This window comes from Pantoea sp. CTOTU49201, from assembly GCF_032054795.1.
Lineage (GTDB): Bacteria > Pseudomonadota > Gammaproteobacteria > Enterobacterales > Enterobacteriaceae > Pantoea > Pantoea symbiotica.
Map to the genome: position 1 here is coordinate 1 of NZ_DAMBSA010000208.1, position 8,060 is coordinate 8,060.

Genomic DNA, 8,060 nt, shown 5'->3' on the forward strand with positions numbered 1-8,060 from the left:
TCAATACCGGCATGGCCGCTAAGAAAATAGTGAATGGCCGAGAGTTTAAATTCGACGGGATATTTTGTTGTCATGGAGCTGCACCTTCGATGTCAGATTATGGTCCAACATTTGGGGTGCAATTCATTTATGGCGACCCTACGGCGAAATGCGTGGATTTTGTAGGGTCGGCATTTATGCCGACCTGGTTTTACCTCAGCGCCAACAACCCCACCACTTCCCGCACATCCGCCACTTCATCCAGCTCCAGGCACACCGCCTCGAGCCGTTCGACCTGCTCCAGCGGCAACACACGCGCCGCCAAACTGCGGTACTTCGCCAGCAGCGCATCCAGCGTGAGCGGATTGCTCGGCGCGCCTGACGGCACCGGCACATGCTGCTGCCACTGCGCGCCCTGCACGGTTTCCAGCCGCACCCACGGTTCGTCGTCGCGGCTCTGCTGTTCATCGATCACCAGCTCAATAAGCGCCAGCAACGCTTCCACATCAGGATGCAGCCGTTTGGCGTCGTCATAACTCGCCAGCTCCGCCGAGCCGTATAATGCACGCGCCGCCAGCGCATACGGCAAGCTCATCTGCGCCGCCGCCAGGCTGTGTAACTCACGACCGCCGCACATCTCCAGCAGGAACGGATTCATGCCCACCACGATGCGCGCGATCTGCTCTGCGCGCACATCATGCTGTTGCAGCAGGATTCCCAGCGCATCAATCGCCGCGTGGGTGCCACGGCATGAAGCGTAAGGTTTGATCGAGCAGCGCGCCAGTTTCCATACCTCACCGAGATCCGCCGTCAAAGCCTGCGGCTGTTGGGTTTCAGCCGCTAAGGTTTGCAGGAAGCCGCCCCAGCGCGGTTCAAACACCGCCGAAGGGCCGCTGATATCGCGTTGTGCCAGCAATGCGGCCTGTACGCCGCCTTCTGCGGCGCGCGCCGCATGCAGTTTTTTGGTGTGCGATCCGTCGTGGATAAAGCCCCACAAACCGCCGCTGAAGCTGGCGGCAATGCCCAGAGCAGACGCACACTTCGCGCGATCCAGTTGTAACAATGAACACACCGCCGCCGCCGCACCAAATACGCCGCAGCTGGCGGTCGAGTGCCAGCCTGCGCCGTTGTGCGCCGAGTAACCGCCGCAGGCTTCTAACACCCGGCGGCCGACGTCATAGCCGATCACCATCGCCACCAGCAGCGCTTGCCCGTCCACCGGCTGCGTCGCCAGCGGCAAGGCCGCCAGTAGCGCCGGAATGACTACCGCGCCGGAGTGATCGCAGCCGCCGGTGTCGTCGAGTTCATACATATGCGCCGCCACGCCATTCAGCCACGCTGCCTGACGCGGATTGGCCTGTTGCGCGCAGCCCCAGATCTGCGCCTGCTCGCGTCCACCTTCGGCCTGCACCAGCGCCAGACATTCGCGCCAAATCGGGCTGTCGCAGCCCGCCAGCGAAGCGCCGAGCGTGTCGAGCAAATGGCGTTTCGCCTGCTCCACCAGCGGCGCAGGCAGCTGTGCAAAATGCGTCTCGGCGATAAACGCCGCCAGTTGATCAAGCGTGCTCGCCATGCGCACCTCCAATGATGCGGGTAAACACTTCCGCCGGATGGGATAAATCGTTATCCGGCTGCGTCTGCCAGTGCGCCGCCGCCTGCTCAGCGGTGGCGATCCACACGTTGTGTTGTTGCAGCATGTCAAGCAGCGCCCGCAGCAAACCAATGCGTCCAGCGGTACCAATGATTTCCGGATGCAGGCGCAGCAAGTAGCACAGACCAAAGCGGTGGAAGCCGTGGAAATCTTGCGTCATATTCGCCAGCGTTTCCGCATAAGGTGCGATACGCGATTGCCCTGGCGGAATAGCCGGGCTGAGGTTAAAGGCGAAGTAGGGCTCATCTTCCAGCGTGTAGTGCATTGGCAGTTCCACCAGGCGCGTGCCGGGATGGAAGTACGGCAAATCGTCGCCGCGCCAGCTGGATGACCAGCGAATACCGCGTTCTATCAGCGCCTCGGCCAATCCCGGTTTCCACTGCCCAGCAGGCGTGCGGAAGCCGATAATTTTGCGCCCAGTAATGTGCGCCAGTTTGTCGCAACCGCGCGTCACGCTGGCAATTTGTTGCTCTAGCGTCAGCAGCGAGAAATCTTCATGGCTATCGCCGCTGCAGGCGATTTCATGGCCGTCGGCCACCATGCGCTGCACCAATTCCGGCTGCTCTTCGGCGACAATCGCGGGCATACACCATGTGGCTTTGAGCTGTTTTTCCGCCAGCAGCGCCAGCAAGCGATCAACGCCGCGCAGCGTGCCGTAGCGCCACACCGACAGGGTTTTATCGCGTCCCGCTACCGCCGGCGCCTGAGTGAGAATACCGTGAATGTCGTTGAAATCGATGGTGAGGATCGCCGCCGACTGGAAGCCCAGCGGCCAGCGTGAAGGTTCAGTCATGCTGTTGCTCCTGCAAATACCACTGCGCCACCGCGTCGCAGCGCGCAAACCACACATCATCGCGCGCCGTCATATGTTCAAACAGCTGTTCGAGCAGCAAAATGCGTCCCGGCTGGCCGGAGATTTTCGGGTGAAACAGCGTGGTGAGGCACAAACCTTCATCCATCGCGCCATCGAACTCGCGCTGCCAGTTATCACGCGTGTGCGCATAGCTGGAGATGCGGTCGCCGCCTTTGGGAAAATCGGGCTGGCGCGTGTAGGCCAGCGAGGCGTAATCATCCATCTCCCATTTACCGGGGATCTCCACCAGCGGCGTATGACCCGCCACCGGAATGCTGTAAGGACGATCGTCGCCGCGCATGCTGCTGGAATAAATCACGCCCGCATCGCGCAGGATTTGTGGCGTTTCGGCATGCCAGTCGCCCGACGGCGTACGAAAACCGCAGGCGGTGATGCCAAGATGTTGGTGAAAGATTTCTGCCGATTTCGCCATCACCGCACGCTGTTCATCCGGTGAAATCGCCCAGAAGGATTCGTGGCGGTAGCCGTGATAGGCCACTTCGTGGCCCTGTTCGATAATCGCCTGACACTGCTGCGGCCACTGCTCCACCACCCACGCCGGCACAAAGAAGGTGGCGGGCAGCTCGAAGGCGCGCAGCAGGTCAAGCAAACGCCCGAGCGCGCGGTACGGCCCGTAAGCCCCAAAGGTAAAATACTCTGGCGTTGACCACAGGCTGCCATTCAGCATGGCATCGCCGGTGGGACCGTCGAGGTCAAACGCCAGCGCCATACAGCCGCGTTTTCCCTGCGGCCAGCGCACTGCGCCCGGTTGTTGCATCTGCGCGCTCCTTAGCCCTGGTTAACGGTAGCCTTCGCCACGCCGTTGTCTGCCAGGCCCCATTTGCCGAGGATTTTCTGGTAAGAGCCATCAGCAATCATCGCGTCGATCGCCGCCTGAATCGCCGTGGTCAGCTCGCCCGCATCTTTACCAATCGCCATGCCGGTGTACTGGAAGGAGAAGGCTTTATCCAGCGCCTTATATTTGCCCTTTTCCAGATCCATGATGTAAGGCAGGGTTTCGCTGCCCTGCACCACGCCATCCAGTCGGTTCTGACGCAGCTGAGTACGCGCATCGGCGGTGCCTTCGGCGCCCACCACGATGATCGCGGGCTTACCGGCCGCTTCACAGTGCGCTTTTGACCGGTTAGCAATTTCCAGTGGGAAGGTGGTGCGACGGCTGGTACCGACTTTCTTACCGCACAGATCCATCGCGCTGTTGATATCGCTGCGCGCGGATTGGGTGTAGAACTGCGGGCCGGTTTTGAAGTAGTCGATAAAGTTAACCACCTGCTGACGCTCTTTGGTGTCCGTCATGCCGGACATCACCAGATCGACGCGTTTGGTCACCACCGCGTTCACCATCTGCTCGAAGGCGATCTCCTGCCAGTTGATCTTCACGCCGAGCTTTTCACCAATCGCCTGGCCGAGATCGTAATCCACGCCGGTCAGTTGGTTGGTGGCCGGATCTTTAAAATCCATTGGCGGGTAGTTCGGCATGATCGCCACGGTCAGTCCTTTCTCTTTGATCGCAGCCGGTACGGCGATATCTGCCCAGGCAGAGGATTGCAGCAAAACGGCGGCACTGATGGCACTCAATAACAGCTTTTTCATATTCACCCCGGTAATGTTAAAGAAGAATCGCGTTAATAAAGTTTTTCATCCGTGGATTTTGCGGGTTCAGCAGAATGTCTTCCGGTGCGCCCTGCTCGATAATGCGTCCCTCGTCCATAAACACCACCTGATTGGCCACCTCACGGGCGAAGCCCATTTCATGGGTGACCACCAGCATGGTGGTGCCCTCTTTTGCCAGCTGACGCATCACCGCCAGCACTTCGCCCACCATCTCCGGATCCAGCGCCGAAGTGGGTTCGTCAAACAGCATCAGTTTGGGTTTCATTGCCAGTGCGCGAGCAATCGCCACGCGCTGTTGCTGACCGCCGGAGAGCGACTGCGGATAGTCGTGCGCTTTGTGCGCCAGACCAACGCGATCAAGCAGCGCCATCGCCTCTTCGCTGGCTTCACGTCTTGGACGCAGCAGCACGCGACACGGCCCTTCGATGATGTTCTCCAGCGCGGTTTTGTGTGGGAACAGGTTAAAGCGCTGGAACACCATGCCGGTTTGCAGGCGCTGACGCGCAATCTGCTTGTCGCTCAGCGCATGCAGCTTGTTACCGGCGATGCGATAGCCCGCCAGCTCGTTGTCGACCCAAATCCCGCCTTTATCGACCTTCTCAAGCTGGTTGATGCAGCGCAAAAAGGTGCTTTTGCCGGAACCGGAGGGACCGAGGATGCACATCACCTCGCCGTAGTTCACTTCGAGGCTGACATCCTTCAGGGCGTGGAACTGGTCGAAATATTTGTTCACCTTGACGGCGCGCACGATGTTTCTCATGTTGGGCTCCTGATTACTGACGCTGACGATGGCCGCGTGAGAAATAACGTTCCAGTCGGCTCTGTCCAAACGACAACACCGTGACCACAATCAGGTACCAAATGCCCGCCACAAACAGCAGTTCCATTACGCGCGCGTTGGCGAAATAGATGGTTTGCGTGTTGTAGAGCAGTTCGGAGTACTGAATCATGCTGGCGAGACTGGTGGTTTTGATCATGCTGATAAATTCGTTGCCGACCGGCGGCAGAATCACGCGCATCGCCTGCGGCAGAATAATGCGATGCAGCGCCTGCAGACGCGGCATGCCGATGGCTTTCGCCGCTTCGTATTGCCCGGTATCCACCGACAGCAAGCCCGCGCGCACCACTTCCGAGGTGTACGCGCCCTGATTGATGCTCAAACCGAGCAGCGCGGCGAGAAACGGCGTCATGATGGTGACGGTTTGCACGCTGAACACGCCGGGAATGCTGATGGTGGGAAACACCAGCGCGAGGTTGAACCACAGCAGCAGCTGCAGAATCAGCGGCGTGCCGCGAAAAATCCACGCGTAGCCCACGGCGATGTAGTGCAGCACCGGATTCGGCGACATGTACATGATGGCGGTGATGACGCCAAACAGCACGCCAAGCCCCATCGCCAGCACCGACATAATCAGCGTGTTGACCACGCCGTTGAGAATCGCCTGGGCGGTAAAGAACTGGCCGACAAACGACCATTCGATATTGCCGTGGGCAAAGGCGTTCACCAGCAGCGCCAGCAGCACCAGAATCACCGCCGACGCGGTAATGCGGCCGTAATAACGGCGCGGCACCACCTGATAACGATCGAGATCGTAATGCGTCTGCTCGCGGCTATTGTTCAAACCCGGCTCAATCGGCGTTGATTGCGACATAGAGCTCTCCTCAGGCGCGTGGGCCAGCGTAATCTTCAGTCCAGCGCTGCTGGTCCTGCATCAGGGTTTGCAAGCGCGCCAGTTGCTCACGCACGCGTGCCGGTGCGGTACCGCCGTAGCCGCTGCGGGCCGCCAGCGCGGCTTCCAGCGTCAGCGCGCTGCGTACGTCCGGCGTTAAGCGGGCATCCACTGCGTGCAGCTGCACATCGCTGAGATCCGACAGGCCGCAATTTTCGCGCTCGCACACCTGCACCAGTTGGCCGGTGATCTCATGCGCCTCGCGGAACGGCACGCCGCGCATCGCCAGCCAGTCGGCCACTTCGGTCGCCAGCGTGAAGCCGTCTGGTGCCTGCTCGCGCATCACGTCGGTGTTGAATTTCAGCGTCGACATCATGCCCGCCATCGCTGGTAGCACCAGCAGCAGCGTATCCACCGCATCAATCACGTTGCGTTTGTCGTCGCTGAGATCGCGGTTGTAGGAGAGCGGCATCGCTTTCATGGTGGTGAGCAGCGCCATCAGGTTGCCGACCAGGCGGCCAGAGCGGCCGCGCGTCAGTTCGGCGATGTCCGGGTTTTTCTTCTGCGGCATGATGGAACTGCCGGTGGCGTAGCTGTCGTGCAGCTCAACCCAGCGGAACTGGCGGGATGCCCACATGCACACCTCTTCGCACAGGCGTGACAGGTTGATGCCGATCATGCTGGTGACGAACAGGAATTCAGCTGCGTAGTCGCGGCTGGCAACGGCATCGATGGAGTTCTCGCACGGCGCGAGATAAGCGAGATCGGCGGCGGCGTGCTCCGGCTGACGCGCAATGGCGGAACCGGCCATCGCAGCGGCACCGAGCGGACAGCGCGCGCTGCGGCGATCCCAATCCTGCATGCGTTCAATATCACGGGCAAAAGATTGCGCGTGGGCCAGCAGCTGATGGCCGAACACAATCGGCTGCGCTTGCTGCAGATGCGTAAAACCAGGCGCGACGCTTTCGGTGTGCTGCGCCGCCTGCTCGACCAGCGCCTGCTGCAGGGTCAGCAAGGCGCTGACCACCTTACGGCCGTTGTCGCGCAGATAGAGGCGCAGGTCGTTAACGGTTTGATCGTTGCGCGAACGCCCGGCGCGCAGCTTGCCGCCCAGCGCACCTAAACGCTCGGTCAGCGCGCGTTCGATAAACGTGTGCACATCTTCGTCGGCGGCAATCGGATGCAGCTGACCGGCGCGATAATCGGCGTCTAACGCGTCAATGGCCGCCAGCATGGTGCTGAGCTCTTCGGCGCTCAGCAGCTCGCCGCGCGCCAGTTCACGGGCATGCGCCCGGCAGCCCGCCAGATCGTAAGGTGCCAATGCAAAGTAATAATCCGGGCTACGAGACAGCGCGGTTAAACTCGCCGCCGGTGCCGCTTTAAAACGCGCGCCCCATAACAGTTCGGCATTATCAGACATGCTATTTCCCCTTACAGATAATCATCAGCGATATGAAAAAGATATGGATGAGCCAGTTGAGATAATAAAAACTTATTTTATGGCTACACTGGTAAATAGGGCCTATTTCAGGTTCACTGTACTTTCACCGCAATTATTCCGGAGTTGAATAGCAAAAATGGAAAGTAAAGTTTCCCAGTCCGGAAACAATGCAAATAATCGCAGCGATAATGCGGTTCTGGCACTGAGTAATATCGATTTAAAATTACTGCGGGTATTTAAATGCGTGGTGGAAGCCGGCGGATTAACCGCTGCCAGTCACGAACTCAATATTGGTTTGGCGGCGATCAGTAAACAGGTTTCCGATCTGGAAATTCGTCTCGGCATGACATTATGCAGCCGCGGACGCGAAGGTTTTGAGCTGACGCAATACGGCATCAACGTGTATCAGGCCACGCTGGAGCTGTTCGTCTCGCTGAATCTGTTTCGCGAGCGCTTACACAACAGCCGCAATGAACTGCTGGGCGACATTGCGATTTGCGTGGTGGATAACACCATCTCCGACCCGCAATCGCCGGTCACCGCGGCGGTGCAACAGCTGCACCAGAAAGCGCCAAAGGTACAAATTCGACTGCAAACCGCGCAATTAGATGATATTGAACGCGGCATCAGTGAAGGCCGTTTTCATTGTGGTATTGCGCCGGTTTATGAAATGAAAAGTGATTTTGATTACTTCCCTCTTTATAAGGAATATTCAAAATTATATTGCTCCATGTCACATCCTTTATATTCTGGATCGTGCGATAAAAATATATCGACGGACATATTACGTGAGCAGAAAATTATTAATCATTTATATGTGACGCCGCGCGACGA

General features: G+C 58.8%; 8 protein-coding genes. 1 reads left to right on the plus strand and 7 read right to left on the minus strand.

The window, feature by feature from the left end; all coding sequences use genetic code 11:
* Positions 1-190: 190 nt before the first annotated feature.
* Genes RTY00_RS14875 through argH form a run of 7 tightly spaced genes read right to left on the minus strand, consistent with a single transcriptional unit; the run spans position 191 to position 7,205 of the window.
* Positions 191-1,552, minus strand: coding sequence for an MmgE/PrpD family protein (locus tag RTY00_RS14875; RefSeq protein ID WP_312664961.1), 1,362 nt, complete (start codon positions 1,550-1,552; stop codon positions 191-193).
* On the minus strand, positions 1,536-2,423 hold the full coding sequence (locus RTY00_RS14880; protein WP_312664962.1) for a polysaccharide deacetylase: 888 nt from the start codon (positions 2,421-2,423) through the stop codon (positions 1,536-1,538). Before RTY00_RS14880 ends, RTY00_RS14875 begins: the two co-directional genes overlap by 17 nt.
* A complete protein-coding gene (locus RTY00_RS14885) occupies positions 2,416-3,261 on the minus strand; it encodes a polysaccharide deacetylase (protein WP_312664963.1) in 846 nt (281 codons plus the stop codon). Before RTY00_RS14885 ends, RTY00_RS14880 begins: the two co-directional genes overlap by 8 nt.
* A gap of 11 nt (positions 3,262-3,272) precedes the next feature.
* A complete protein-coding gene (locus RTY00_RS14890; protein ID WP_312664964.1) occupies positions 3,273-4,094 on the minus strand; it encodes an ABC transporter substrate-binding protein in 822 nt (273 codons plus the stop codon).
* Between the two features lie 16 nt (positions 4,095-4,110).
* The gene (locus tag RTY00_RS14895; protein ID WP_008102604.1) at positions 4,111-4,875 is read right to left on the minus strand and encodes an amino acid ABC transporter ATP-binding protein; all 765 of its coding nucleotides are present in this window, start codon (positions 4,873-4,875) and stop codon (positions 4,111-4,113) included.
* Positions 4,876-4,888: 13 nt separating this feature from the next.
* Entirely contained in the window at positions 4,889-5,767 is an 879-nt protein-coding gene (locus RTY00_RS14900; RefSeq protein WP_008102605.1) for an amino acid ABC transporter permease, read from the minus strand.
* A gap of 10 nt (positions 5,768-5,777) precedes the next feature.
* Entirely contained in the window at positions 5,778-7,205 is a 1,428-nt protein-coding gene (gene argH / locus RTY00_RS14905) for an argininosuccinate lyase (protein ID WP_312664965.1), read from the minus strand.
* 157 nt (positions 7,206-7,362) lie between these two features.
* On the opposite strand from argH, the gene RTY00_RS14910 reads away from it, so the two are divergent.
* Positions 7,363-8,060 (plus strand): LysR family transcriptional regulator (locus tag RTY00_RS14910; RefSeq protein ID WP_312664966.1); only part of this gene is annotated, 698 nt, incomplete at its 3' end.

Excerpts from the sequence above, each read along its gene's own strand:
- RTY00_RS14895 (WP_008102604.1), bottom strand. The coding sequence starts at position 4,875 with ATGAGAAACATCGTGCGCGCCGTCAAGGTGAACAAATATTTCGACCAG.
- RTY00_RS14890 (WP_312664964.1), bottom strand. The coding sequence starts at position 4,094 with ATGAAAAAGCTGTTATTGAGTGCCATCAGTGCCGCCGTTTTGCTGCAA.
- RTY00_RS14900 (WP_008102605.1), bottom strand. The coding sequence starts at position 5,767 with ATGTCGCAATCAACGCCGATTGAGCCGGGTTTGAACAATAGCCGCGAG.
- RTY00_RS14875 (WP_312664961.1), bottom strand. The coding sequence starts at position 1,552 with ATGGCGAGCACGCTTGATCAACTGGCGGCGTTTATCGCCGAGACGCAT.
- RTY00_RS14885 (WP_312664963.1), bottom strand. The coding sequence starts at position 3,261 with ATGCAACAACCGGGCGCAGTGCGCTGGCCGCAGGGAAAACGCGGCTGT.
- RTY00_RS14880 (WP_312664962.1), bottom strand. The coding sequence starts at position 2,423 with ATGACTGAACCTTCACGCTGGCCGCTGGGCTTCCAGTCGGCGGCGATC.
- argH (WP_312664965.1), bottom strand. The coding sequence starts at position 7,205 with ATGTCTGATAATGCCGAACTGTTATGGGGCGCGCGTTTTAAAGCGGCA.